General features: G+C 70.1%; 18 protein-coding genes. 7 read left to right on the top strand and 11 right to left on the bottom strand.

The window, feature by feature from the left end; translation table 11 throughout:
- Window positions 1–79: 79 nt before the first annotated feature.
- The 3 genes from KQ303_RS03025 to KQ303_RS03015 are packed head-to-tail and all read left to right on the top strand — an operon-like array spanning window position 80 to window position 4,998.
- On the top strand, window positions 80–1,147 hold the full coding sequence (locus KQ303_RS03025) for an HlyD family secretion protein (protein ID WP_259729102.1): 1,068 nt from the start codon (window positions 80–82) through the stop codon (window positions 1,145–1,147).
- Entirely contained in the window at window positions 1,144–3,873 is a 2,730-nt protein-coding gene (rbbA, locus tag KQ303_RS03020; protein WP_259729101.1) for a ribosome-associated ATPase/putative transporter RbbA, read from the top strand. Before KQ303_RS03025 ends, rbbA begins: the two co-directional genes overlap by 4 nt.
- Before the next feature lie 3 nt (window positions 3,874–3,876).
- Entirely contained in the window at window positions 3,877–4,998 is a 1,122-nt protein-coding gene (locus KQ303_RS03015; protein WP_259729100.1) for an ABC transporter permease, read from the top strand.
- Window positions 4,999–5,034: 36 nt separating this feature from the next.
- Here the strand turns inward: KQ303_RS03015 and KQ303_RS03010 are convergent, their stop codons facing one another.
- On the bottom strand, window positions 5,035–5,889 hold the full coding sequence (locus KQ303_RS03010) for a DMT family transporter (RefSeq protein ID WP_399232748.1): 855 nt from the start codon (window positions 5,887–5,889) through the stop codon (window positions 5,035–5,037).
- Window positions 5,890–6,064: 175 nt separating this feature from the next.
- Here KQ303_RS03010 and dnaG point away from each other — a divergent pair, with 175 nt between their 5' ends.
- Window positions 6,065–8,194, top strand: coding sequence for a DNA primase (dnaG, locus tag KQ303_RS03005; RefSeq protein WP_259729098.1), 2,130 nt, complete (start codon window positions 6,065–6,067; stop codon window positions 8,192–8,194).
- 57 nt (window positions 8,195–8,251) lie between these two features.
- Here the strand turns inward: dnaG and KQ303_RS03000 are convergent, their stop codons facing one another.
- Window positions 8,252–9,742, bottom strand: a complete 1,491-nt coding sequence (locus tag KQ303_RS03000) for a hypothetical protein (RefSeq protein WP_259729097.1) — start codon at window positions 9,740–9,742, stop codon at window positions 8,252–8,254.
- Between the two features lie 220 nt (window positions 9,743–9,962).
- Window positions 9,963–10,184 (bottom strand): hypothetical protein, encoded by a 222-nt coding sequence (locus tag KQ303_RS02995; RefSeq protein ID WP_259729096.1) that lies wholly within the window; start codon window positions 10,182–10,184, stop codon window positions 9,963–9,965.
- 269 nt (window positions 10,185–10,453) lie between these two features.
- Between KQ303_RS02995 and KQ303_RS02990 the strand changes: the two genes are divergently transcribed.
- Window positions 10,454–11,782 (top strand): Rieske 2Fe-2S domain-containing protein, encoded by a 1,329-nt coding sequence (locus tag KQ303_RS02990; RefSeq protein WP_259729111.1) that lies wholly within the window; start codon window positions 10,454–10,456, stop codon window positions 11,780–11,782.
- Between the two features lie 3 nt (window positions 11,783–11,785).
- On the opposite strand, the gene KQ303_RS02985 is transcribed toward KQ303_RS02990, so the two are convergent.
- The gene (locus KQ303_RS02985) at window positions 11,786–13,087 is read right to left on the bottom strand and encodes a Y-family DNA polymerase (RefSeq protein ID WP_259729095.1); all 1,302 of its coding nucleotides are present in this window, start codon (window positions 13,085–13,087) and stop codon (window positions 11,786–11,788) included.
- Window positions 13,088–13,108: 21 nt separating this feature from the next.
- A complete protein-coding gene (locus KQ303_RS02980; RefSeq protein WP_259729094.1) occupies window positions 13,109–13,636 on the bottom strand; it encodes a LexA family transcriptional regulator in 528 nt (175 codons plus the stop codon).
- A 96-nt stretch (window positions 13,637–13,732) separates the two neighbouring features.
- Between KQ303_RS02980 and KQ303_RS02975 the strand changes: the two genes are divergently transcribed.
- Complete coding sequence (locus KQ303_RS02975; RefSeq protein ID WP_259729093.1) at window positions 13,733–14,815, top strand: TraB/GumN family protein; 1,083 nt, start codon at window positions 13,733–13,735, stop codon at window positions 14,813–14,815.
- On the opposite strand, the gene KQ303_RS02970 is transcribed toward KQ303_RS02975, so the two are convergent.
- From KQ303_RS02970 to KQ303_RS02950, 5 genes are all read right to left on the bottom strand, one after another.
- Window positions 14,812–15,408, bottom strand: a complete 597-nt coding sequence (locus KQ303_RS02970) for a DOMON-like domain-containing protein (protein WP_259729092.1) — start codon at window positions 15,406–15,408, stop codon at window positions 14,812–14,814. The two genes, KQ303_RS02975 and KQ303_RS02970, sit on opposite strands and share 4 nt — an antisense overlap.
- Window positions 15,405–16,553, bottom strand: a complete 1,149-nt coding sequence (locus tag KQ303_RS02965) for a phosphotransferase enzyme family protein (protein WP_259729091.1) — start codon at window positions 16,551–16,553, stop codon at window positions 15,405–15,407. Before KQ303_RS02965 ends, KQ303_RS02970 begins: the two co-directional genes overlap by 4 nt.
- Window positions 16,554–16,617: 64 nt before the next feature.
- The gene (locus KQ303_RS02960) at window positions 16,618–18,159 is read right to left on the bottom strand and encodes an ABC transporter permease (protein ID WP_259729110.1); all 1,542 of its coding nucleotides are present in this window, start codon (window positions 18,157–18,159) and stop codon (window positions 16,618–16,620) included.
- The gene (locus tag KQ303_RS02955) at window positions 18,156–18,905 is read right to left on the bottom strand and encodes a phosphonate ABC transporter ATP-binding protein (protein WP_259729090.1); all 750 of its coding nucleotides are present in this window, start codon (window positions 18,903–18,905) and stop codon (window positions 18,156–18,158) included. The genes KQ303_RS02960 and KQ303_RS02955 overlap by 4 nt, the downstream gene beginning before the upstream one ends.
- 10 nt (window positions 18,906–18,915) lie before the next feature.
- Window positions 18,916–19,857, bottom strand: a complete 942-nt coding sequence (locus KQ303_RS02950) for a putative selenate ABC transporter substrate-binding protein (RefSeq protein ID WP_259729089.1) — start codon at window positions 19,855–19,857, stop codon at window positions 18,916–18,918.
- A 228-nt stretch (window positions 19,858–20,085) separates the two neighbouring features.
- Here KQ303_RS02950 and mnmH point away from each other — a divergent pair, with 228 nt between their 5' ends.
- Window positions 20,086–21,147 (top strand): tRNA 2-selenouridine(34) synthase MnmH, encoded by a 1,062-nt coding sequence (gene mnmH, locus KQ303_RS02945; RefSeq protein ID WP_259729088.1) that lies wholly within the window; start codon window positions 20,086–20,088, stop codon window positions 21,145–21,147.
- On the opposite strand, the gene selD is transcribed toward mnmH, so the two are convergent.
- Window positions 21,144–22,703, bottom strand: a 1,560-nt coding sequence (gene selD, locus KQ303_RS02940) for a selenide, water dikinase SelD (protein ID WP_259729087.1), incomplete at its 5' end; no start/stop codon positions are given. The two genes, mnmH and selD, sit on opposite strands and share 4 nt — an antisense overlap.

Below are 22,703 nucleotides of genomic sequence, written 5' to 3'. Positions count from 1 at the left end.
TGTTGACTATCGCCTGCCCCAATCTCCAGGCTGCTCAGGGATTGGCTTGGGTCGAGCTGATTCCAACCGCTGCCAGATCATGACCCGGCAGCATTGGCTTTTTGTGATCACGGCCCTTGCGGTGGCCGGTGCAGGGGCAGGCTGGCTCTGGCGCGCCAACCAGCCAAAGGGTTTGGCGCCGGGGTTCGCCAGCAGCAACGGACGCATTGAGGCCGTAGAAATCGATGTGGCGGCCAAGTCAGCGGGCCGGCTCAAGCAAGTGCTGGGAAAGGAGGGGGACTTCGTTGTTCGCGGGCAGGTGCTGGCCCGCATGGACACCGATGTGCTTCATGCCCAACTCCGTGAAGCCCAGGCGGATCTGCGCAAGGCCAGCAACGCTGTGGAAACGGCGCAGAGCAGCGTGGCCCAGCGACGCAGTGAGCGAACGGCTGCGGAAGCCATCGTGCTGCAGCACAGCGCAGAGCGTGAAGACGCCCGCCGCCATCGCCGCCGCACGGAGCAGTTGTTCGTCAGTGGCGCCGTTTCAGCGGAGAGCCTCGACGATGCCCGCGCCGGTTTCTATGGCGCTGATGCGATCGTCGCCTCCGCCCAGGCCACCGTGGCGGCCAGCCGCGCCGCCATCACCACAGCAGGCTCGCTGGTGATCGAGGCGAAGGCCTCAGTGGCGGCCGCCCAGGCCCGGATCGAGGGGATCAAGGCGAACATTGCCGACAGCCAGCTCCAGGCCCCCAGGGATGGGCGGGTGCAGTACCGCGTGGCCCAGCCCGGCGAAGTGTTGAGCGCCGGCGGGAAGGTGCTGAACATGGTCGACCTTTCCGACGTTTCGATGACGTTCTTTCTGCCCACGGCCCAGGCCGGCAAGGTACGCATGGGGGCTGATGTGCACCTGGTGCTGGACGCCGCTCCTCAGCTGGTGATTCCGGCGCGGGTCACCTTCGTGGCCGATGTGGCCCAGTTCACCCCCAAAACGGTGGAGACGGCCGTGGAGCGCCAGAAACTGATGTTCCGGATCAAGGCCCGCATTGATCCCGCCCTGCTGAAACGCCACATCCGCAGCGTCAAGACCGGACTGCCGGGCATGGCCTACGTCCGACTCGACCCCAAGGCCGCCTGGCCGGCGGCGTTGACGGTGAGGGTTCCGGATTGACGCCAGCGGTCGTTCAGCTCCGGGATGTGCAGCTGCAGTTCGGCGCGACCCGGGCCCTCGCCGGCGTCAGCCTCGACGTTGTCGGCGGTGGCCTCACCGGTCTGGTCGGTCCGGATGGGGTGGGGAAATCCAGCCTGCTCGCCCTGGTCGCTGGGATCCGCCGCAGGCAGAAGGGCCGCGTGCAGGTGCTGGGGGGTGACATGGCCGATCCACGCCATCGCCGCGAGGTCTGCCCCCGCATCGCCTACATGCCCCAGGGCCTGGGCAACAACCTGTCGCCCACGCTCACGGTGATCGAGAACATCGACTTCTTCGCGCGTCTGTTCGGCCAGGGCCGCGCCGAGCGCCGCAGCCGCCGCGCCGAGCTGCTGGAGCGCACCGGACTCGCGGCCTTCGGCACTCGCCCAGCCGGCCAGCTCTCGGGGGGCATGAAGCAGAAGCTCGGCCTGTGCTGCGCCCTGATCCACGACCCCGGCCTGCTGATCCTCGATGAACCCACCACCGGGGTCGATCCCCTCTCGCGCCGCCAGTTCTGGGACCTGATCAGCAGCATCCGGCGCGAGCACCCGGCCATGACCGTGCTGGTGGCGACCGCCTCGATGGACGAGGCCGCCAGCTTCGACTGGCTGGTGGCCATGGATGGCGGCCGCGTGCTTAGTACCGGCAGCCCGGCGGAGCTGCGGCGGCGCACCGGCACCAGCACAGCGGAGGACGCCTTCATTGCCCTGCTGCCCGAGGCGAGGCGGCGGGAGCACCATCCGGTCACGATTCCAGCGCGCCCGCCGGGCGACGGCCAGGTGGCGATCGAGGCCATGGATCTGAGCAAGCGGTTCGGCACCTTTCTGGCGGTCGATCGGGTCAACGTGCGCATCGAGCGCGGCGAGATCTTCGGCTTCCTCGGCTCCAACGGTTGCGGCAAGACCACCACGATGAAAATGCTGGCCGGGCTGCTGCCGGCCAGCTCCGGCCGGGTCCTCCTCTTCCATCAGCCCCTGGACGCCGATGACCTCAGCACCCGGCGGCGGGTGGGCTACATGTCGCAGGCGTTCTCGCTCTACAGCGAGCTGACGGTGCGGCAGAACCTGGTGCTGCACGCCCGCTTGTTCCAGATGCCGGAGGCGGAGATCCCCGGGCGTGTCGCGGATCTGGTGCAGCAGTTCGGCTTGGCGGGTCTGGAAGAGGCCCTCCCCGCTGCCCTTCCGCTGGGGGTGCGCCAGCGGCTGTCACTGGCGGTGGCACTGGTGCATCGGCCCGACCTGCTCATCCTCGATGAGCCCACGTCGGGCGTCGATCCGATTGCGCGGGACACGTTCTGGCAGAACTTGATCGACCTGTCGCGCCAGGAACAGGTCACGATTTTCCTCTCGACCCATTTCATCAACGAAGCGCAGCGCTGCGACCGCCTCTCCCTGATGCATGCCGGCCGGGTGCTGGTCAGCGACACCCCCGCCGGCCTGGTGGCGCGGCGCGGCGCGGCCACGCTCGAGCAGGCGTTCATCGGCTACCTGGAGGAGGCGAGCGGCGACAGCGCCCCCACCCCCACAACTGCAACCCTGGCAGCAGCGCCACCCAGGCAGGGATCACCCAGGCAGCAGCAGGGGTTCAGCCTGCAACGGCTGGGGAGCTATACCCGGCGCGAGGCCCTGGAACTGAGCCGCGACCCGATCCGCATCAGCACGGCCGTGCTCGGCAGCCTGTTCCTGATGGTGGTGATGGCCTTCGGCATGAGCATGGATGTGGAGAATCTGCCCTATGCCGTGCTCGACCGCGACGGCACCACAACAAGCCGGGACTACGCCCTCAATCTGGCCGGGTCGCGCTATTTCATCGAACATCCGCCACTGGACGGCTATGACGCCCTCGATCGACGCATGCGCTCGGGCGAGCTGAGCGTGGCGATCGAACTGCCACCGGGCTTCGGGCGTGATCTCGAGCGCGGCAACCCCGTGCAGATCGGCGCCTGGATCGACGGATCGATGCCGATGCGGGCCGAGACGGTGCGCGCCTATGTGCAGGGCCTGCATGGCCAGTGGCAGGAGGACAGGGCACGGCGCGTGTTGGGTCAAACCAGCCCGCTCCCCCCCGCCAGCATCGAGACACGCTTCCGCTACAACCCCGACATCAGCAGCCTGGTGGCGATGGTGCCGGCCACGATTCCGATCCTGCTGCTGCTGATCCCGGCGATCCTGGCGGCGCTCTCGGTGGTGCGCGAAAAGGAACTGGGCACGATCGTCAACTTCTACGCCACCCCCGTGACCCGCCTGGAGTTCCTGCTGGGCAAGCAAGTGCCCTACGTGGCCCTGGCGATGGTGAACTATGTGCTCCTCACCGTTCTGGCGGTCACCCTGTTCGCCGTGCCTCTCACCGGCAGCGTGCTGGCCCAGGCCAGCGGCGCCCTGCTCTACGTGATCTGTGCCACCTCCCTGGGGTTGCTGATCTCCACCCTGGTGCGCACCCAGATCGCCGCCCTGTTCGGCACCGCCGTGCTGACGATCCTGCCTGCCACCTCCTTCTGCGGCTTGCTCGATCCTGTGTCGTCCCTGCAGGGCGCTGGGGCGGTGATCGGAGCGATCTATCCCACGGCCCACTACCTGACCATCTCCACCGGCACCTTCTCCAAGGGCCTGGGCTTCGCAGATCTATCCGGCGCCTTCGCCGCGCTGCTGCTGGCTGTGCCGATCCTGCTCGGGTTGTCGGTTCTCTTCCTGAAGAAACAGGAGGGCTGAACCATGCGCGCCGCCAACGTTCTGCATCTGGGCCTCAAGGAGCTGTGGAGCCTGGCCCGTGACCCGATCATGCTGCTGCTGATCGTCTTCGTCTTCACAGTTTCGGTCTACACCGGTGCGACGGTGCTTCCTGAAACGCTGCACACGGCCCCGATCGCGATCGTGGATGAAGACCATTCGCTGCTCTCGGAGCGGATCATCGCCGCGTTCGAGCCGCCCTACTTCCAGCTGCCGGAGTTGATCCAGCAGGCCCGGATGGACCAGCGCATGGATGCGGGGCTCGACACCTTCGCCCTGGTGATTCCCAGCGGCTTCCAGCGCGATGTGCTGGCCGGCCGTTCACCGGCTGTTCAGCTCAACGTGGACGCCACCCGCGTCAGCCAGGCGCTCACGGGCAGCGGCTATGTCCAGTCGATCATCAGCACCGAGGTGCAGACCTTTGTGCAGAACAGCCAGGCAACTGCGGTGCCCCCGCTGCAGCTGGTGACGCGCATGCGCTTCAACCCCGAGCTCACCAAGACCTGGTTCGGCGCTGTGAACAAGGTGATCGACAACATCACCCTGCTCTCGATCGTGTTAACTGGCGCCGCGCTGATCCGGGAGCGGGAGCGGGGCACGATCGAGCACCTGCTGGTGATGCCGGTGACGCCCTTCGAGATCATGGCCAGCAAGGTGTGGTCGATGGGTCTGGTGGTGCTCCTGTCCGGCCTGCTGTCCCTGGTGTTCGTGGTGCAGGATCTGCTCAGGGTGCCTCTGGCCGGTTCGCTGCCGCTGTTCACCGCCGGGGCGACGCTTTACCTGTTCGCCTCCACCTCGCTGGGCATCTTCCTGGGCACCTTCGCCCGTTCAATGGCTCAGTTCGGTCTGTTGCTGATGATGGTGCTGCTGCCGCTCCAGATGCTCTCGGGTGGGGTCACCCCGCGCGAAAGCATGCCCGAGCTGGTGCGGACCGTGATGCTGGCGGCGCCGAACACCCACTTCGTGATGCTCGCCCAGGGCATCCTCTTCCGTGGGGCCACGCTCGCGGTGGTGTGGCCCCAGTTCCTGGCCCTGCTGCTGATCGGTTCGGTGTTCTTCGGCGTGGCCCACGCCCGCTTCCGCAGCGCGATCACGGCGATGGCCTGATGGTGATGGCCTGAGCAAGGCCGCTGGCGTGACCCTTCAGCGACCCAGGCTCAAGAGGGTGGCGCCGAGCACGAGGCCGGCGGCGGTGAGGATGTCGGGGTCGAGGGTTTCGCCGAACCACATCAGCCCCCAGAGGGCGGCGAGCGGCACTTGCACGTAGCTGAGTGCGGTGGCGCGGGCGGCCGGCATCGTCATCAGGCCGCGGGTCAGGGCCAGCTGGCCCAGCTGGGTGAACACCCCCACCCCCAGCAGCCAGCCCCACTCCGCCGTGGTGGGCATCACCGGATGCAGCAGCACCAGCGGCAGGCTGAGCGGCAGCGCCAGCAGCGGGAAATAGAACACCACCACCAGGGGGTGTTCGCTGCGGCGCAGGGCGCGCACGCTCACATAGGCCAGCGCCGACAGCAACGCGCCGGCCAGGGCGAACAGCAGCGGCAGGGTGGGCAGGGCCGCGCCAGCCGCCACACCAGCCGCCGTGCCCGCCGGCTGAACCAGCGCCAGGGCGCCGGGATCGGTGAGCAGCAGCACGCCCAGCCAGCCGAGCGCCACCGCCAGCCACACCCGGGCGCCGGGCCGTTCGCCCAGCAGCGGCCAGGCCAGCAGGGCCGTGAAGGTGGGATGGAGGTATTGCAGCACCGTGGCCACCGCCAGGGGCAGGCCGGCGATGGCCAGGAACACGCAATAGAGGCCGGCGGTGCCGAGCACGCCACGGCTCACCAGCAACCCCTTGCGCTGCCCCCAGGGGGAGACACCCGCCCGCCGCAGCATCCACCAGCTGATCAGCAGGCTCACCACCGAGCGGGCCAGCACCACCTGCTCCACCGGCAGCCGCCCGCCCAGCGCCTTGACGCACACCCCCATCAGGCTGAAGGCCAGGGCGCTGAGCAGCATGTCCATGCCGGATCCCAGCCGAGCAGGCGCGACGCCCGCAATCGCCGACGCTAGACACTGCCCGGCCGGCGGGGCGGTGCCTGGCGTCGCCGGGATGGTGGCAACGGCAGCTCCCCACACCTGGTGGCCTCGGGCAGAATGGGAGCAAGTCAGCCCCTACCGGTAGCGCCTTTCCTTGAGTCCCACGGCACCCCAGGCCCGCCTTCACCCGCGCACGATCGAGGCCGTCAAGGAACGCGCCGACATCGTCGATGTGGTGGGGGAGCACGTGGTGCTCAAGAAAAAGGGCCGCGAGTTCGTGGGCCTCTGCCCCTTCCACGACGACAAATCGCCGTCGATGACGGTGTCGCCCGCCAAGCAGTTCTATTACTGCTTCTCCTGCGGGGCCGGCGGCAACGCGATCAAGTTCCTGATGGAGCTGCAGCGCACCAGCTTCAGCGATGTGGTGCTGGATCTGGCGCGCAAATACCAGCTGCCGGTGGAAACGGTGGAGGGGCCGCAGCAGGAACGGCTGCGGCAGCAGCTCTCGCGCCGCGAAGCACTGCTGCGGGCGCTGGCGCTGGCCTCCGGCTGGTTCCGCAGCCAGCTGCGCAGCCCCGCCGGCGCCGCAGCCCTGGCCTACCTCAAGCAGCAGCGGGGCCTGAGCGAAACCACGCTGGAGAGCTTTGAGCTCGGCTATGCGCCCGAGGCGTGGGATGGGCTGCTGAAGCACCTGCAGCAGGTGGAGGGGCTGGCGCCCGAGCTGCTGGAGGCCGCCGGTCTGGTGGTGCCGCGCAAGGGGGGCGACGGCTTCTACGACCGCTTCCGCCACCGGGTGATGGTGCCGATCCGCGACCGGCAGGGGCGAGTGATCGGCTTCGGCGGCCGCAGCCTCGACGGCGGCGAACCGAAATACCTCAACTCCCCTGAAACGGAGGTGTTCGAGAAGGGCAAGCACCTGTTCGGCCTCGACCGCGCCACCAACGCCATCCGCAAGGACGACCAGGCGGTGGTGGTGGAGGGCTATTTCGACGTGATCGCCCTGCATGCCGCCGGCATCACCAATGCGGTGGCGTCACTCGGCACGGCGCTCAGCAGCCAGCAGATCACCCAGCTGTGCCGCTGCTGCGACAGCCGCCGCCTCGTGCTCAACTTCGACACCGACGGCGCCGGCGTGCGGGCGGCGCAGCGGGCGATCGGCGAGGTGGAGCAGCTGGCGCTGCAGGGGCAGGTGGAGCTGCGGGTGCTGCACCTGCCCGCCGGCAAAGACCCCGACGACTTCCTCAAGGAACACGGCGCCGGCGAGTACCGCGCCCTACTGGAGCAGGCGCCGCTCTGGCTCGACTGGCAGATCGAGCAGGCACTTGAGGGCAAGGACCTGGCCCGCGCCGATCAGTTCCAGCAGGCGGTGTCGGCCCTGGTGGCCCTACTGGGCAAGCTGCCGCAGAGCGCCGTGCGCAGCCACTACCTGCAGCAGGTGGCCGAGCGCCTCTCCGGCGGCCAGGCACGCCTGGCCCAGAAGCTGGAGGAAGACCTGCGCCTGCAGGTGAAGGGCGAGCGCTGGCACGGCCGCGCCAGCCGCTGGGACAAGCCCGGCGAGGTCGGCCTGCGCGAGCGGGCGGAGGCGGAGCTCCTGCGGCTCTACCTGCATGCGCCCATCCATCGCGGCGCGATCCGGCGGGAGCTGCGGCTGCGAGAACTGGATGATTTCGCCTTGCAGCACCACCGGCTGCTGTGGGCGGCGATCAGCCAGCTGGAGGAAGACAACCTCGGCGCCGGCCGGCTGGAGGCGGTGAACCGCGGCACTGACCCCGGCGAGGATCTGGGGGATCTCGACCTGCCCCGCCTGCTGGCCGACCAGCTGCTGATGGACCAGAGCGAACTGCTCAACCGGCTCACCCCCCTGCTGGAGCCCAACGAGCTGCAACGCATGGTGCTGGCCCAGCCCCTGCTGCAGCTGCGAGGCACCACGGCCGTGCTGGAGCGTCAGCGCAGCCTCAAGCGCTGCCGCCACCTGCTCGATTCCTGGCGCGGCCAGAACCTGGAAACCCTGGAGCGCTGCATCGCCCGGCTGCTGGCCGAAGAGAACGGCAACGGCTCAGCGGCGCCAGGAAGCAGCGCGGCGGTAGCCCCGCCGCGCTGCCCTAGCGGAGCAACACCAGCCCTGCTCGACATGGAAAGCAGGATCGGGGCGCTGTTCGTTGAACTGAACCGCGATGCGCTCCATTTCCAGGAGCTGTATTACAGCGAGCGGCTGCACATCGGCCATCTCGATCAGCAGCGCTGCGCCGGCTGGGAGGAAACGCTGCAGGCCCCGGCGGCCTGAGGCAGGCCACACGGCGGCCGGCTGTATGAGGCGGCTTTCGGTGCTGCGCAACGGCGCTCAGCGCCCCAGCAACGCCATCACCTGGGTGAAGAAATCGACGACCTGATCGTTCTCGATGAGGTCGTCGAGCACGCGGATCGGTTTGCTGTAGAGCTCATCCTGCTTCATGATCTCAGGCCAATCGATCGCAGCAGACGCCGGGGCGGAGCCATTGGCCTGGAAGGCCTTGAGAAACTCCCAGGCGATGATCCCCTGGCCGATCACGGTGGGGTGGACGCCATCCAGGCTGAAGATGCCGCCCTCCAGCAGTTCCCCCTCTTTGCTGGCTTTGTAGAACTTGGTATTCAGCGGCGGATACAGCCACTGGAATTCTTCGGGATACACATAATTGGGCATGCCGCTGTTGCGCTTCCAGGCCATGCGGGAGAGCACATCGCCAATGTCCACCAGCACGAACGGGCTGTGGGAATAGCGCTGATTGAATTCAGCCAGCAACTGCTTGATGATCATGTTGTATCGAAGGATCACGTTATCGATGAACTGGGCATCACGAAAGGTGAGGTGGTTCTGCCGCCGTGAAAGCGCTGTGGCATCGCTGACGCCATAACGCTTGTAGTACTGGTAATAGCGGAAGGTGCCGGAGGCGTTGCCCGGCGGTACGCGCGGATCCTTCACCACCCGTTCCTCCCCGAAGCCGTCGATGATCGGCGCGATCGTCACCAGCGGCACCGTTCCCACGTAGGCCTTCCAGCTGGCGTTGCGGTTGCTGGCCATCGCCTGACAGATCTTCTCGAGCAACTGCCGGTAGTCGCGCTCGAAATCGTTCGGATGCCAGAGGTTGAAGGGATCGGGCTTGGTCGGGTCTTCGCTGCGGGCGGTGAAGCTTCTGCCATCCCCCGGCGTGAGGCGAACGTCGAGGGAAAAGAGGGTGCCGAGAGCATTGTTCGCCCCCAGGAACACGATCAGATTGTCGACACCTTCACTGGACGCCACACCTTCCAGCCAGCGGATCGGGGAGTGGGCGTCAAACGTGTCGTTCGCCTGGGGATTGAGCACGCGGTAGGCGGCCCGGTAGAAGGGTTGGTTGGCGCAGGCAAGGCCGAAGTTGTTGTCGAGACCACGACTGTCGAGCTGGATTCGATGCTTGCAGAGCGCCGGGGTGATCTCCCAGGCATCGCTCACCCGCATCCCTTCCACGGCGGTGTTGTCGGTGAATGGTGAGCTGAAGGACCGCACGGGCTTGCCGATGGCTCCCGGCCCTCGCTCGAAATAGGTTTCAGCGCGATCCAGCTCGCCCATGATCTGCAGCAAGGCCCGCGGCCATTCCCCCCAATCCACGTCCACACCGAAACGGCCCTCCAGCCTGCGGAACAGTGCTTCGAGGTCGAACTTCAGCTTTTCCCCTTCCCACAGCACCAGCCGGTAGTCGCTGGGCGCGATCCCCAGGGCTCTGGCCAGATGGGTGCTGTAGGCATGTTCTGTGAAGGCGGTGCAGCCACTGCGAAAGCCCTGCGAGACGCTGTCGCCGATCGTGAAGAGCCTGCCCATCCAGCCTCTCGGTTCCGGTGCTGCTCACCACTCTGTCCAGGATCAGAGCAAGGCCACAACTCCGAGACATCTCTTCCAGTTCCGCATCACGTTTCCTGAAGGCGGCAGGTGTGGGGTGAGGACGCTCCTGCCTGCCTTCCCTGTAGCAAGTCCATGGGGAGGCCCGCCCGAGCCGCTGTTCTATTGGGCAGACCCCTGCGGCTGTCTGCTCGGTGATCGCTCACTCTGCGACCTCGAAATCTGTGGCAGCGAAATCTGTACCCATGACATCAGCAACTGCATGATCTTTATCGATGATTTTCAGGCCTGTGATCTCTATACTTGTGATCTCTGCATCCGTGAAGTCAACAGCAGTCATTGCTGCCATTGTGGATTTAACAGCAAGGATATCTTTAATTGTAAATTCTGCAGCCGAGACCACGGCTGGTTGACGCTGGCGCAACAGGAGCTGCAGGCGGGAGTTGGAAGGGTGGATTGAAGGGCCGTCTGGTCAGTTCTTGTGCGCCGAATCCCGTCCGGCGCCACAGCCGTGCCGCAACAAGTCGGTCAGAAAACCTGCGGAACTGGCTCGGCCCCCAGGATCGCTCTGCCATCCGGCCGCACCGCGGCCACCCCGGCAGCCCTGCCAGATTCGACCCCCCAGGTTGTGCTCCGTTGACACCCGCCGCTGCCGCCGACTCCGCCAGCCCTACGACCGTGGCCACCGACGCCCTGCCGGCCGCGGGGTCGATCTGGCGGCGCAGCTGGTATCCCGTTGCCTATCTCAAGGACCTGGACCCGGCGCGGCCCACCCCGTTCACCCTGCTGGGCGACGACCTGGTGCTCTGGTACGACCGGGAGCCCGGCCAGTGGCGCGCGTTTGCGGATGTGTGCCCGCACCGGCTCGTGCCGCTCTCCCAGGGCCGGCTGAACGGGGCGGGCGAGCTGGAATGTCCGTACCACGGCTGGACCTTCAACGGCGACGGGCACTGCACCGCCATTCCGCAGGCGGAGGGCGACACGGCCGCCGCTTCGCCCCGCAGCCACTGCCGCGCCTATGCCACCGCCACGGGGCAGGGGCTGCTGTTCGTGTTCGCCGGGGAGGCGGAGACGGCTGCCGCCGTGCCCTTGCCACTGCTGCCGATGCTCGCGGCGGAACCGGAGCGCTGGAGCGTGCAGGACACCTTCCGCGACCTGCCCTACGACGCCCTCACCCTGCTGGAGAACGTGCTCGATGTGAGCCATGTGCCGTTCACCCACCACGCCACGGTGGGCAAACGCGAGACGGCAGGTCCGGTGAACCTGGAGCTGACCAGCAGCGGACCGGACGGCTTCACCGGCGTGTGGCCCGAGGGGCCGCGCCGGGGCACGCTCGGCACCCAGCACACCAGCTTTCAGGCCCCCTGCCTGATGTGGCACGACCTCACCGCCAAGGGTTTTGCCCGCATCCTCACCGTGGTGTACGCCACACCGATCCGGCCGGGGGAGTGCCGCCTGTTCGCCCGCTTCCCCTTCCGCTTCGAATCGGCGCTGCCGGCGCGGCTGCTGAAGCTGCGGCCCGAATGGCTGCAGCACCTGGCCAACCATGTGGTGCTGGAAGACGACCAGGCCTTCCTGCACTGGCAGGAGCGGGTGCTGCAGCAGCGGGGCGGCAGCGACGCGCTGGTGCGCTCCTGCTACCTGGCCACCCCGTCCGATCGCTACGTGCGCGCCCTGCACGACTGGGTCAGCGGCGGCGCCGGTAAACCCTTCGGTGCGGCGCCGCTGCCCGAGCGGCTGGGGGAAACGCCGCTGCTCGAGCGCTACGAGAGCCACACCCGCCACTGCCGCAGCTGCTCCGGCGCCGACCGGCGGCTGGCCCAGCTGCAGCCGCTGGCGGCGGCCGTGCTGCTGCTGGCGCTCGGCGCGGCGGCCTGGTGGGGGGCCTCAGCGGCGGCGGCTGGTGCACTGGTGGTGGCGGCGCTGGCGGCAGCGACCTGGTTCCAGGCGGGGCGTTGGCGGCATCAGTTGCGCGTGGGGCGGCCGGTGCCGCCGCGCAACAGCCTGCGCACCAAGGCCTGAGGCTCAGGCGCGCACCACCGGGATGTCGCTGAGGCGGGTGGTGGCGGCCCGCGAGAGCTGCTGCCGCTTCATCGCCCAGGCCGGCCGGAGACCGCAGGCGGCCCATTGCACGGTGCCGCGGCCGTAGCGGCGGTTGAGGCCATCGATCGTGGCCATCAGGGCTTCGCGTCGCTGCTGCTGCTCCGGCGGCAGCGGCGTGAGCAGATGGTGCTGCAACTGCTGCAGGGGCTGCAGGTTCTGCAGCAGCACACCGGCCTTCTGCAGGGGTTTGTGGGGGCGGAACAGGCGGTCGGCCAGGGGCAGGGCGGCGGCCAGCAGCACGGCCGTGTCGTTGCTGGCCAGCGGCAGCGACACCGTGGCGGCATTGGCGTAGAAGCTGGTGCCGTTGAAGGGGCTGCTGCGCACGAACACGGTGATGGTGTCGGTGCGTTGGCCCTGGCGGCGCAGCTTCTCGGCGGCGCGGCTGAGGTAGGTGGCGATCGCCTCCCGCAGCTGGGGCAGCTCCCGCACCGGTTCGCTGAAGCTGCGGCTCACGCAGGTTTCCCGCTTGGCGGGCGGCACCGCCACCAGCGGCAGGCAGCTGTGGCCCCGCAACTCCTGCTGCAGCCGCAGCCCCACCACGCCCGCCCTGGCCCGCAGCTCACCGCTGGCCATGTCGCGCAGCTGCAGCGCATTGGCCACGCCGCGCAGCCGGCACCAGCGCGAGAGCTTGCGGCCGATGCCCCACACGTCTTCGATCGCGACGGCCGCCAGCCAGGGATCGGGGGCGGCCACCACCCCCAGATCGAACACACCGCCGTGGGCGCGGTTCTGCTTGGCCAGCTTGTTGGCCACCTTGGCGAGCAGCTTGGAGGGGGCGATGCCCACCGCCACCGGTAGCCCCAGATGCCGCCGCACCTGGGCCCGCAGCGCCTGGCCCCAGGCGGTGAGATCAGCACCGGTGCCTGCCGGGCCACCGGTGCCGGCGGGGCGGCGCAGGCGGCCGAACGCTTCGTCGATCGAATAGACCTCCAGCTCCTCCACCCAGGGCTCGAGCGTGAGCATCAGGCGGTGGCTCATGTCGGCGTAGAGGGCGTAGTTGGAGCTGCGCACCACCACCCCGAGCCGCTCCAACTCGCGGCGCACCTGGAAATAGGGGGTGCCCATGGCGATGCCGAGGGCGCGGGCCTCGGCGCTGCGGGCCACGATGCAGCCGTCGTTGTTGGAGAGCACCACCAGCGGCCGGCCGATCAACGAAGGATCGAGCGCCGCCTCGCAGGAGGCGTAGAAGTTGTTGCCGTCGATCAGCGCGGTGGCCCAGGCCATGGAGGTTGGGGTGGAGGGGGCTCAGAGCGGGTGGATCACGTGGATGGCCACGCCCCAGAGGAGCGTGTCGTCGCCCTCGCCCAGGGCCAGCGGCGGGTAGGCGGGATGGGCCGCCTCCAGCCGCAGGCGACCGCGGTGCAGCACCAGGCGCTTGAGCGTGAAGGCCCCCTCCAGCACGGCCACCACGATGCGGCCGGGGCGCGGCTCGACGCTGCGATCGACGATCAGCAGGTCACCGTGATGGATGCCGGCCTCCACCATCGAATCGCCGCTCACGCGCAGGAAGAAGGTGCTGCTGGGGCGGGCGATCAGCTGCTCGTTGAGGTCGATGCCGGTTTCGACGTAGTCGTCGGCGGGACTGGGGAAACCGGCAGCCACGCTCTCGCCGGCCAGGGGCAGCAGCAGGCCGGTGCGGCACTGGCGCAGGGGCCGCGGGAGCGGCTGGGGCTCGGGCGGTGACTGGGCCTGGGCCGCAGGCCGTGACTGGGGCTCAGGCCGTGAGCGGGCCTCCGGCAGCGGCAGGGGATCGGGCGGTGACTGGGCGGGCATGGGCCCCGGGGCAGGCCTTGCAGATTAGTACAGATGTACCAAAGCTAGCAGGGCCAGCAGCGCGGAAATAGCCTGCGGCAACGCTGCCAGCGGGCCATGCATGCGGCAATCACCCGGCCAGCGGCCAACAGCGTTTCCCGTGATGGCGGCTGTCGTGGCGTCGTCTTCCGTGGCAATACCTCCCGTGGCGCCGCCGCCTTCCGACTCCAGCGTCGCTGGGGCCCGCTCCCGTGGGGCCGCAGCCTGAGGCGCGGGGCGCTCGCTGCTGTGATGGTGCTCAGCTGCACCGGCGCATGGGCCGCGGAGCTGGCCGGGCCGGGGGTGATCTGGCGACTGCGCCAGGGGGCGGGCTGGGTGTACGTGGCCGGATCGATGCACGGCCTTCCCGCCACGCGCAGCAACCTGCCGGCCACCTATGTGCGCGCTTACGCCGCCGCCGCGCGGCTGGTGATGGAAATCGATCTGAAGAGCACAAGTCCGGCGGAGCTGGCTGAGGAACTGCTGCGCCGCGGCCTGCAGGACGGCGGCGGCACGCTCAGCGCCGACCTGGGACCGCAGCGCTGGCGGCAGCTGCAGCCGCTGCTGAAGAGCGCCGGCCTGACGCCGGAACTGGCCGAGCCGCTGAAACCTTGGGCGGTGGCGCTGATGCTGGCCTCGGGCCAGCTGCTGCGCAGCGGCTATGGCGGCGAGAACGGCGTGGAGGCCCAGCTGCAGGCACGGGCCGCGGCCGATCGCAAACCGGTGACGGGGCTGGAAACGGCCAGCGTTCAGCTGGGGCTGCTGGCGGGCCTGCCGCTCAGCGACCAGCTGGCGCTGCTCGATCAGGCGATCGCGGAACAGGAGCCATTGCCACGCCGCCTGAACGAGCTGGAGACCGCCTGGCGCCGCGGGGATCTGGCCACGCTGGAGCGGCTGGCGCTCGCGAACGACGGCTCAACCCCGGGCGTACGGGCGGTACTGCTCGACCGCCGCAACAGCCACTGGCTGCCGCCGATCGAGTCCTTCCTGCAGCAGCCGGACAACACCATGGTGGTGGTGGGGGCCGCCCACCTGCTGGGCGAAGGGGGGCTGATCGCCCTGCTGCGCCGCCGGGGGCTGGTGGTGGAACGGGTGCTGGAGGAGGGGAGGCTCCCGCCGGCAGCGCCGGCAGGGGCCGGGCCCGCGACCCTCGCCCCCTAAAGGCGCAGCTGAAAGCCGTCGCGGCGGTGGAAATCGGGCGCATTGCCGGGATGGGCCAGGGCCCAGTAACTGAGGGCGCCGCCGGCCTGCTCCACCACGGCGGTGACTGCCAGCTCCAGCGGGCCGCCGCCGGGCAGGAGGGCGGCAAGGTCGCAGGTGAGCTCGAGCTCCAGAACGCCAGGCGTGCGCGTGACCAGGAAGGGCAGCGCCTGCAGCGCCGCCTCCGGCGCCATCCCCTGGCGGTAGCCACTGAAGCGGTAGACGTTCCAGTGGCCGGCGGGGGAGAGGTTCACCTCCCAGTAGGCGTCGGCACCGGGAGTGGCCAGGAAGAACTCCAGGCAGGTGGTCTGCCAGAGGCCATCGCAGCGCTGGGGCAGCGCCGCCGGCTCCGGCAGGCACACGCCCTCGAGCGCGCCCGCCAGCCGCCAGCCGATCTGCAGCTCCGCGCCGCGCCGCACCACCTGGCCGGTGAGGGTGAGGGCCGCCGGCGACAGGTCAAGATCGGGCGCCGCTGGGGGAGCCGCCAGGAAGGGATGAAGCGTGAAGGCGTGGGAGTCCAGAGGTGGCGGTGGCGATGAGGGTGGCGAGGTCATGCCATCACCGCCGCGACGATCGCGCGGATCTCGGCTTCCTGCGCCTCGATGCTGGCGGCGAGGGCGAACTGCACCAGGGCCCGCTGCAGGTTCTGCCCCGGCCGGCGCACCTTGAAGTACACGTCACCGGCGAGATGGTCGGTGAGGAAACGCACCCCCAGCTCGAAGGCCAGCAGGCGGATCGCGTCGTAGAGGAAGGCCACGTCGTCGGGGGTGAGCATGGGGCGGGCCGCCGCCGCGTACCCCTCCAGCAGCGCCGCGCAGAAGCCGGTGTCGAAGCGCACTGCGCGCCAGTCGGCGGCTTCCTCCCCGGCCAGGTTGCAGGCCGAGCGCAGGCAGTCGCCGATGTCGTAGTGGATCAGGCCCGGCTTCACGGTGTCGAGATCCACCAGGCTGATCGCGGCGCCGCTGGCCGCATCGATCAGCACGTTGTTCACCTTCGGGTCGCCATGGATGGGGCGCAGCTGCAGCCGGCCGCTCCCCTTGGCGTCCTCCAGCACCGACGCCCACCGCTGCCGTTCCGCCACGAAGGCGGCGCAGTGGCGCAGCTCGGGGGAGGCAGGCGGCGGCGACGCGGCGCAGACCCGGTGGTAGGCCGCCAGGTAGGTGGGAGTGATGTGGAACCCCTCCAGCGTGTCCACCAGCTGGTCCACCGGCAGATCGCTCACCAACCGGTGGAAGCGGCCCAGGCCATAGCCCACCTCACGGGCCTGCCCGGTGTCACTGAGCTGGTCGAGGCTGCGGGCGCCGCCGATGAAGGTGGTCATGCGCCAGAAGTCGCCGTCGCACTCCAGCCAGGGATCAGCACCCGCCTGCAACGGCACCACGCGCGGCACCTCCCAGCGGCGGCCCGGGCCGGCCACCGGCGCCTGCAGCTGGCGCTCGGCATGGGCGGTGAAGGCCAGCAGGTTGCGCATCACATCCCGAGGCTGGCGGAACACGTGGGTGTTGAGGCGCTGCAGCACATGGGAGCCGCCGGGGGCCCCCACCAGCTGCACCAGGTAGGTGTCGTTGACGTTGCCGCCGCCGAGCGGGGCGATCGCCTGCACCGGAGCGCCGAGCGCAAACTGCTCGGCCACCGCCACCAGATCGGGCGCGGCGGGCGGCGATGGCACTGCGGGGGCACCCCCCGGCTCGTCGGTCATGGCCTGCGCGGCAGCCTGCGCTGCAGATGGTGCCACCCACCCTGCCGCGCCGCCCGTCCCCGGCTCAACCGCTGGCCAGCAGCCTCGCCCGCCAGCGGTCGCTGAGGTCTTCCCCCAGCAGCGTGAGCAGGGCATAGACCACCACCAGCGCCAGCAGCTGGTCCCAGTCGAACGAACTGAGGCTCTCCAGCAGCTGGCTGCCGAGGCCCGTGGCGCCCACCAGGCTCACCACCACCGATTCCCGCAGCATCACATCGCTGCGGTAGGCGGCATAGGCGAGGTAGGGGCGGGCCACGCCGCTGAGGCGGCCGTAGAGCAGGGCCAGCCGCGGCCCGCTGCCGGCGCAGGCCAGCGCCTGCTCCGTGGCCGGGCTGGCATCGGCGGCGCTCTCCAGCAGCAGGCGGCCGAGCACGCCGAGGTTGTGAAAACCGAGGGCCAGCGCACCGGTGACGACACCGGGCTGCAGCACCAGCAGCAGCAGCAAGGCCGTGAGCGGCGGCGGCCAGAGGCGGCCCAGCGCCCAGACCAGGCGCAGCGGCGCCCGCAGCCAGCGGGACGGGGCCGCCAGCAGCAGCAGCAGGGGCGCCAGACCCACCGCCAGGCAGGCCGCCAGCAGCGTCAGCCCCAGGGTGCCGCCCACCAGCGCCGGCCAGGGCAGGGCCAGCACACTGGGCCAGTCGCTCTGCAGCGGCGGCAACGGCTGCACGCTGAGCAGCGCCTGGGGCTGCACGCCAAGGGCATGACCCAGCAGCAGCGAGAGCGGCAGCAGGGCCAGCAGCACCAGCAGCATCTCCCGCGCCCGCAGCCCCACCGACGGCTGCTGCAGACCGAAGCGCACGGGCATCAGCCAACGTCGCCGCAGATGGCCCAGGCCGGCCTCCAGGCTGAGCATCACGGCGAGCAGCAGCCACAGGCCGGTCCAGAGCTCATGGAAAGCGAGCGACTGCATGGTGAGCTTCAGCTCGGTGCCGAGGCCGCCAAGGCCGAACACCCCCAGCAGGGTGGCGCTGCGCAGGGCGCACTCCAGCCGGTAGCCGCCGTAGCTGAGCACCCCCGGCAGCAGGGCGGGGCCGAGCGCCGTGAGCAACGCGGCCGGCGCCGGCGCCCCACCGGCCCGCAGGGCCTCCACGTTGGTGGTGGGCAACGCGTCGAGCAGATCACTCAGCACCCGCGCCACCAGCGCCGCATAGGGGATCACGATCGCCAGCACAGCCACCGCCGGCTGCAGCCCCAGCAGTTGCAGGAGCAGCAGCCCCCAGATCAGTTCATGGATGGAGCGGGGAACGGCCAGCAGGCGGCGGATGCCGGTGGCGGGCAGGGCACTGCCGGTGAGGGTGGACCAGACGGTGCGGGAGCTGGCCACGCCCAGCAGCAGGCCGAGGACCAGGCTCACCGCCCAGCCCAGCAGCGCCATCGCCACGGTCACCAGCAGCCCACCGGCCACCGAGCGCAGCACCACCGGATCCAGCGACGGCGTCAGCGCCGCCATGGCGAACTGACCGATCAGCTCCCAGCCACCGCCGTGGCTGAGGCCCGGCAGCACCAGCCCCAGCGGCAGCAGCACCAGGGCCGGCAGCAGCACCAGCAGCGGCGGCGCAACTCTCAGCTGCACGGCGGCGTGCCTTCGTAGAGGTCGGTCAGCAGCGCCCGGTGCACCGCGGCGATCGGCCCGTCGAACACCAGCCGGCCCTGCCGCAGACCGATCGCCCGATCGAAGCCCTCCAGCAGATCGGGGCGGTGCAGGCTGAGCAGCAGGGCACGCGGCGGCATCGCCTGACGCAGCAGCAGGGCCAGCAGCTCCGCCGCCAGGCGGGGATCAAGGCTGGCCAGGGGTTCATCGGCCAGCAGCAGCACCGGGTCCTGGCGCAGCAGCCGCGCCATGGCCACCCGCTGGCGCTGGCCGCCGGAGAGAGCCGACACCGGCCGCTCCAGCAGGTGTGGCTCCAGGTCCATCGTCGCCATCGCCTGGCGGCAGGCGTCGGTTTCGAGCGGCAGCAGCAGGTTGAGCAGGGCCTTCGGCCAACCCCAGACCGCCAGCCGCGCGGCATTGAGGTTCTGCTGCACGCTGAGCTCTTCCACCAGGCGCAGGTCCTGCCAGAGGGTGCCGATGCGGGCCTGCTGCAGGCGGCGGCCCCGCCGTGAGCGGGCCGGTGGCCGGCCCTCCCACAGCACCTCGCCGTGCTGCGCTGGCAGCAGCCCATTGGCCACCGCCAGCAGGGTGCTCTTGCCGGCGCCGCTGGCCCCGAGCAACGCCACCCGCTCGCCCTGGCGGATGGTGAGGTCAATGCCCTCGAGCCGCGGTCGCGGTTGGCCCGGCACCGTGATGCCGCGCAGTTCGAGCACCGGGTTCATCGGTGCGTCCTCAGCGGATCTTGCCGATCTGACGGCCCACCTGCTCGATACGGGCGTAATCCGCGGCCTTGGCGGGGATGAACCGCTGGGCGCCGAACAGGGCGAGGATCTGCTTCTGCTCGGGGTCGGTGGTCCGCCAGCTGAGGATCGCCGACCGCACCCGGTTGCTGAAGCCCTTGCCGAAGCGCTTGTCGAGATCGGGCTGGGCGAGCCAGTGGTAGTTGGGGTAGCCGGGGGTTTTCCAGATCTGGAGCACCTTGTCACGGTTGACCTTGCCCGCGCTGAGGTTGCTGCGCCACACCTCTTCGCTGAGGGCGCCGGCCTGATAGGCGCCGCTCTGCACCAGGGCGATGGTGGCGTCATGGCTGCTGCTGAAGCCGGGGACACCGCCGGCGAAATCGCTGAGCTTGACCCCGGCCTGATTCAGGTAGAACTGGGGCATCAGGCGGCCGGAGGTGGAGCTCTCCGAGCCAAAGGTGAAACGCTTGCCCTTCAGCTCCGTCAGCCCCTTCACGTTGGAGATCGGCTTGAGGCCGCTGCTGGTGTTGGCGATGAAGACGCTCTGGAACGACGCGTCGATGTCGCGCTGGGCGACCACCTGGGCGCCGGGCTTCTGCAGGCGCGCCTGCACGCCGGTGAGACTGCCGAACCAGACCAGATCCAGGCCGCCGGTGCGGAAAGCGGTGACGGCGGCGGCGTAATCCACCACCGGCACGTAGGTGACCTTCACACCCAGCTGACGGCTGAGTTCATTGGCCACCAGCGGGTAGAGCCGGTTGAGCACCTCGGGCTTCTGGTCGGGGATCGCACCGATGCGCAGCACCTTGGTGTTCTGCTGCGCCTTCGCCTCGCTCAGCAGCGACGGCAGGGGGCCGCCGGCGGGGGCCAGGGCCGGCAGCAGCGCCAGGGAAAGGCCCACCAGCGCAGCGGTGGCACGGATGCGGAACGTCATCGGTGAGAAGGGATCGGAGGGAAGGATCGGGGCGGGCGACGGGTGAGACCCAGGCCGGCGCCTCGGCACCCAGGCGGCTGAACAGGCAACTGCGCTGGGAAACGCAGAAGCAGCTCGCAGCACAGCGGAGCGAGGAGGCACGAAGAGGTGTCCGAGGAGCCACACGTCGCGCTGCCCGGGGTGCCGTGCAAGCAAGGTGCGCCGCAGCAGGGCGGCCCTGGAGCCACTATGGCGCTCACGACGTCGTGCCCCGGGTTGGCGATGGTGGTGCCCCAGCCGATCGAGCGCTTCCTGGAGGGGACGGGGCCACTGCTGGATGTGCGCACCCCGGCGGAATTCGCCCAGGGCCACATTCCCGGCGCCGTCAACCTGCCGCTGTTCAGCGATGCCGAACGGGCGGAGGTGGGCACGCTCTACAAGCAGCAGGGGCGCCAGGCGGCAGTGCTGCATGGACTGGCGGTGGTGGGCCCGCGCCTGAAGGGACTCGCGGCGGATCTGGCCGCCTGCAGCGCCGACGCCGAGGGGGCGCCGCTGCGGCTCACCTGCTGGCGGGGGGGCATGCGCTCCGGCAACGTGGCCCTGCTGGCCGAGAGCCTGGAGCTGCCGGTGCGCCTGCTGCACGGCGGCTACAAGAGCTTCCGGCGCTGGGCGCTGGAGCTGTTCGAGCGGTCCTGGCCGCTGCGCCTGCTGGGTGGCCGCACCGGCTGCGGCAAGACCGAATTGCTGCTGGCCCTGCAGCAGCGTGGAGCCGCCGTGGTGGACCTGGAAGGCCTTGCCAACCATCGCGGCAGCAGCTTCGGCGGGCTGGGGCTGCCGCGGCAACCCAGCACAGAGCACTACGAAAACCAGCTGGCCATCGCCTTGCGGGCGCTGGAGGGGGCGGAAGCGATCTGGCTGGAGGCGGAGAGCGCCATGGTGGGCCGCTGCCGCATCCCGGCCGGCCTCTGGCGCCAGATGAAAGCCGCGCCGGTGCTGGAGGTGCAACGGCCGCTGGAGCAGCGGCTGGCCCATCTGGTGGCGATTTACGGCCAGCACGACCCGGACGCGGTGGCGGAGGCCACCCGTCGCATCGCCAAGCGGCTGGGCCCTCAGCGCACGGCCATCGCGCTGGAGGCGATCGCCAACGGGGAGGCGACCGAAGCCTGCCGGCAGATGCTCGACTACTACGACCGCTGCTACGACCACGACCTCAGCGGTCGTGGCGTCGTCACCGTGGAGCTGGGGGAGCAGACCGCCGAGCAGGCCGCCGACCGGTTGCTGGCGGACGGCCTGATGGGAAAGCACACCTAGGCCAGCACCCGGCCGATCAGGGCAGCGGCGCCGAAGCCGGCCGCCCGCAGCTCCTGCAGAGCGGCAGCGGCATTGGCGGCCGGCAGCGCCGCCAGCAGCGGGCCGCAGGTCTGGGGATCGATCAGCAGAGCCCTGTGGGCGGCCTCAGGGCCGTCCGGGCCAGGACCGGCCAGCTGCACCACACCCTCCAGCAGGGCCAGGGCGGCGGCATTGGCGGGGGCCAGGCTGCTGGCCACACCGGCTGCCAAAAGCTCCAGGGCGCCTGGCAGCGCCGGCACGGCGGCCCAGTCGAGAGCAACGCGCACCGCGGGACTGGCGGCGATCATCTCGCCGAGGTGGCCGAGCAACCCGAAGCCGGTCACATCGGTGCAGGCCCGGCAGCCGTGGCGCGCCAGCAGCGGCAGCAGCGGCGCCTGGCTCTGCTGCAGCACCGCCAGCGCCTGCTCGATCCAGGCGGGATCGGCGGCCGCCGCCATCGCCGCCGCGAACAGCACGCCACTGCCGAGCGGGCGGCTGAGCAGCAGCACATCACCCGGCTGGAGCGGGCCCTTGCGCCAGAACTGCGCCGGCGCCACCCGGCCGTTGACCGTGAGCGCCAGGCTGAGCCCGGCACCATCGCGGCCCTCCAGGGTGTGCCCGCCCAGCAGCACGGCCCCCTGCGGCTCCAGCACGGAACACACCCCCGCCAGGGTCTGCACCAGCAGCTCTTCCTGCACGGCGGCCGCCGCGGCCGGCAGGGTCACCAGCGCCTGGGCGCTCTCCACCGGCGCCCCACAGGCCCAGAGGTCGCTGCAGGCATGCAGGGTGGTGAGGCGGGCGTTGAGCCAGGGGTCGTCCACCAGGGCCGGGAAGCCATCCACGCTCTGCAGCAGCAGCGCGCCGTCGTCAAGCCGGGCCACCACGGCGGCGTCATCGGCGGGGACGGCAACCGCACCGAGTCGCCCCAGGGCCGCCTGCAGCGGGGCGGCGGACAGCTTGGCGGCACAGCCGCGGCAGGGCATGGGCTCGGTCTTGCCTCTGGAGCCCATCGGCTGCAGGACGGTGAAGCGTTCCATAAACACCTGGTCGATGGCCTGCTTCCAGTGCCACAGCCAGCGGTGCGGACCGATCGCCAGCGGCCCGAACAGGGCCAGGGCCCGGGGGCCGGCCGGATGCCAGCCGCCATCGCCGAGCAACTGCAGGGCGAACGGCTGGGGCCGCCAGGGCCTCAGGGGGCGGCTGGGGCTGTCGATACTGCGTTTCAGGTTGGCCGCCAGCACCGGCGCGGCCCGCACCGCCCAGACCCCCGACGGGGGGCGGGGCTGGCCGTCGATCAGGCCGCAGTCACCGCAGGCGAACAGGCCGGGGCGGCCCACCACTTCCAGGCTGGACGCGGTGCGGACCCGGCCGCTTCCGGGATCGACCGGCAGGCCGGCAGCGGCCAGCCAGGCAGGCGCCAGGCTGCCGGTGCAGGCCAGATCGGCAAGGGCGTGCGCGGGAGCGTCGCGTTCCAGTGGAATCGCCGCCGCCGCCAGCAGTCGCTCGCCGGCGCGGTTGGCGGCCGCCGACCCCAGCTG

The organism is Synechococcus sp. CS-1333, assembly GCF_025128015.1.
Taxonomy (GTDB): Bacteria; Cyanobacteriota; Cyanobacteriia; order PCC-6307; family Cyanobiaceae; genus MW101C3.
This window is presented reverse-complemented; position numbering and strand designations above follow the sequence as displayed.

Excerpts from the sequence above, each read along its gene's own strand:
- KQ303_RS03025 (WP_259729102.1), top strand. The coding sequence starts at position 80 with ATGACCCGGCAGCATTGGCTTTTTGTGATCACGGCCCTTGCGGTGGCC.
- KQ303_RS03015 (WP_259729100.1), top strand. The coding sequence starts at position 3,877 with ATGCGCGCCGCCAACGTTCTGCATCTGGGCCTCAAGGAGCTGTGGAGC.
- KQ303_RS03010 (WP_399232748.1), bottom strand. The coding sequence starts at position 5,889 with ATGCTGCTCAGCGCCCTGGCCTTCAGCCTGATGGGGGTGTGCGTCAAG.
- KQ303_RS03000 (WP_259729097.1), bottom strand. The coding sequence starts at position 9,742 with ATGGGCAGGCTCTTCACGATCGGCGACAGCGTCTCGCAGGGCTTTCGC.
- KQ303_RS02985 (WP_259729095.1), bottom strand. The coding sequence starts at position 13,087 with ATGGCCTGGGCCACCGCGCTGATCGACGGCAACAACTTCTACGCCTCC.
- KQ303_RS02980 (WP_259729094.1), bottom strand. The coding sequence starts at position 13,636 with ATGCCCGCCCAGTCACCGCCCGATCCCCTGCCGCTGCCGGAGGCCCGC.
- KQ303_RS02975 (WP_259729093.1), top strand. The coding sequence starts at position 13,733 with ATGCATGCGGCAATCACCCGGCCAGCGGCCAACAGCGTTTCCCGTGAT.
- KQ303_RS02970 (WP_259729092.1), bottom strand. The coding sequence starts at position 15,408 with ATGACCTCGCCACCCTCATCGCCACCGCCACCTCTGGACTCCCACGCC.
- KQ303_RS02965 (WP_259729091.1), bottom strand. The coding sequence starts at position 16,553 with ATGACCGACGAGCCGGGGGGTGCCCCCGCAGTGCCATCGCCGCCCGCC.
- KQ303_RS02955 (WP_259729090.1), bottom strand. The coding sequence starts at position 18,905 with ATGAACCCGGTGCTCGAACTGCGCGGCATCACGGTGCCGGGCCAACCG.
- KQ303_RS02950 (WP_259729089.1), bottom strand. The coding sequence starts at position 19,857 with ATGACGTTCCGCATCCGTGCCACCGCTGCGCTGGTGGGCCTTTCCCTG.
- mnmH (WP_259729088.1), top strand. The coding sequence starts at position 20,086 with ATGGCGCTCACGACGTCGTGCCCCGGGTTGGCGATGGTGGTGCCCCAG.